General features: G+C 57.2%; 4 protein-coding genes. 1 reads left to right on the forward strand and 3 read right to left on the reverse strand.

Annotation, left to right across the window (positions count from 1 at the left end):
• Positions 1–234: hypothetical protein (locus A3754_RS28625; RefSeq protein ID WP_231880725.1), on the forward strand; the 234-nt coding region annotated here is incomplete at its 5' end.
• Positions 235–570: 336 nt separating this feature from the next.
• Here A3754_RS28625 and A3754_RS21165 read toward each other — a convergent pair.
• The 3 genes from A3754_RS21165 to A3754_RS21175 form a co-directional block, all read right to left on the reverse strand.
• Positions 571–1,026, reverse strand: a complete 456-nt coding sequence (locus A3754_RS21165; RefSeq protein ID WP_063521254.1) for a hypothetical protein — start codon at positions 1,024–1,026, stop codon at positions 571–573.
• Positions 1,027–1,053: 27 nt separating this feature from the next.
• Positions 1,054–1,839, reverse strand: a complete 786-nt coding sequence (locus A3754_RS21170; RefSeq protein WP_063521255.1) for a DUF547 domain-containing protein — start codon at positions 1,837–1,839, stop codon at positions 1,054–1,056.
• Between the two features lie 58 nt (positions 1,840–1,897).
• Positions 1,898–2,687 (reverse strand): PepSY domain-containing protein (locus A3754_RS21175; RefSeq protein ID WP_197468762.1); only part of this gene is annotated, 790 nt, incomplete at its 5' end.

Below are 2,687 nucleotides of genomic sequence, written 5' to 3' on the forward strand. Positions count from 1 at the left end.
GCTGTCGCCATTGCGGGCAACCACGTCGTTTTTATCAGGGCAGTCCTGTGCATTAGTTACATCCTTTTTGTTTGCAGAGTTAAGAAAGCAAGGGGCAAGCGCTACCGTGCCGCGCATGCCGCGTGGGGCAGGGTGAAGCTCTTAAAGTGGGTGCGTAGCAGCGTAATTATTCAAAAAGAGGTCGGTGCTCGAGGAAGTAATCGACCGGATATCCCCGCTGGTCGTCTTCCATGAGTGCTTAATGAATAACGGTCCCCCGCAGCTATTGTGACGATGATGATTGGTGAATGAAGCAGTATTGTATGACAATTTTTTGCATTTCTTTTTTGTGCTTGTTCCTGTGACAGAAATCACAGGATGGGTGCCATTGAAGCATCGGCTAAGCTGCGGTCACCGCTTCGGTGCCGTGAACGAGCCGGGGGGGGGGCGGTTATGGTGATCGGGGAGCGCCCGAACGGAGAGAAAGGAGTCTCACTGCCAAGAGGTGACTGGCGCAAGTGCTCTGGCTCAGGCGTTGCGATTGCTTTGGGCAATAGCAATGGATAATGGGTGACAGCGCATTGTGCGTGATCAATTATCCATTGCATTTGAGGGGTGGAGGGTCACACGGTCACCTTGGGCCCAGCACCAGGCATCGACCACGTCGAAGAACAGGCTAATGGCGTTGACCATGAATACCGCAAGGGTAAAACCCCACAGTGCCGGTGTCAGGTGATCGTCGCCCCAGCGCCCCGCCAATTGCCCGAGCAGGGCGATTTCCAGTGGAATCCAGGCTAGCAGGTGCACCAGTGACATGTCTTTGTTCATGCCGCGGTGGTGCCACATCAGGGGCAGGTTCACGGCGAGGACCAGCAGCAGGGCCAGCGCGATGGCCTGGCCAGAGAACGTATCCAGCAACAGCAGACTGGCCCCGTTGAGGGGCATCAGGATAAGGGCGACCCAGCCCTGCAGCCAGCGTGGCAGGTTGCGAAACGACAACCAGATGCTATGCAGGCGGTGTGTGGTGGTTGCGTGGTAGGCGTCCATGCCATGTTTCTCCTGGAGTGGGTTGGGTTACTGGGTGTTCAGTGACCAGTCATAGGGTAAAAACTGCACCTCCAGGTCCCCGTCGTCCAGTGCCTTTTGGCGATTGGCGGGTATGCCCAGCGTGTCCGAGTATTGCAGAAGGTAATGGGACAGGCTGCCGGCGGCGTCTTCAAAATCGTCTTCATACCAGTCGAAAATCTTCGAGACTTCCAGGGCGTCCTGTTCGCTGTTATAGCGATTGCGTTGTTTGTCGCTGAGAAATTGCCTTGTACTGTCCTCCAGTTGCGTATCCAGCTGGTCACCGGTGTAGGCGGTGGTGCGCAGGGCGGGGCAGCCGATGGACGCGCAGTTCACAGCGAAATGAATGCGCGGGTCCATCAGGTCTGGATTGCCACGAATCATTTCATGTTCCAGTTCATCCAGCGTCCGGGACTCTCCCAGCAAGGAAAAGAATGCCTTGTCCCAGGGGCTGGAAAAGAGATTGCCAATATCGCGAATCGAGTCAGGCTGATTTTCCCGAAGGATCAATTCAATGGTAAAGGCGTTGTAGGCGTTGATCAGGAACGCCAGTTTTTCATTGCGACTGAAGGCGTTGAACTCACCTTGAGTGACCGCAGTCAGGTTGTCCAGATACGACTGCAGGGCCTCATGGTTCTCGGCGATCCCGTCATAATCCACAGCCGTGGCGACACCACCGCGTTGTGGTTGTACATGTTGCTGCAGCAATGTGTTCCAGCGGCTGTGGTCAAACGCCATGACCTGACTGCTTAACAAAAGCAGGCTGATCACCAGTGCGGACATCCATTGACGCATGGGAGGCTCCTTGTGGTCGTCAGCTTTCAGTTAAGCATGGAAGGGGGGCAACAGGGCGTCAACGTGCCTGTTGCCGTGCCCGCTTGCGGCGTTGTGCCTGCAGGCGAAGCTGGCGTTTTTGCCACCACATGTAGGTGCCGGTGATAAAGAACAGCAAGGGCGTCAGCCCGCTGATCAGGACGATGATGCGCCCCGGCATGCCCAGGGCATCACCATTGTGGAGCGGGAACTGCCAGGTCATGAGCTGGCTGCCGGCGGCCACATTGGGGGCGTCCCATACCGCCAGTACCTCGCCGCTGTACTGGTCTACCCAGATGCGGCTGGCGCCGTAATGCTGCCAGGGTTCTCCGTCCCGGTTGAAAGCCAGCGAATAACTGCCGGTTTCACTGCGGGGGAAATCAAGGCGGATCAGCGGTGCCTGTGGGAAAACGGTGCGGGCAATATCCAGTGATTGCTGCGGGGAAATAGAGGGCGTGCCCGGGCTGTCCGGTAGCGTTGACGAAGGCGAGGGGCGCTTTTCCAGCGGGAGCATGGCACCCACCAGTGCCGCCACCTGGGTCGGGAATATCAGGGTGACCCCGGAAAAGGCGACCACCAGCAGTACCGGGAGAAAATAGATGCCGATGACCTGGTGCAGATCAAAGTGTAATCGGTAGGTGCCGCCGCTCCGTTTAATGGTCAGGTTGCGACGCCACTTTCCCTTGCGCTTGCCGGTGGGCCACCACAGGTAAACGCCGGTCAGACAGAAACCGAGCAAGCACAGGCCAAGCACGCCAACCACAATCTCGCCAATTTCGCCGGACAACAGGGTGTAATGCAGGCTGTAGATCCAGGTCATCAGGTAGTCG

The organism is Alcanivorax sp. HI0083 (assembly GCF_001635175.1).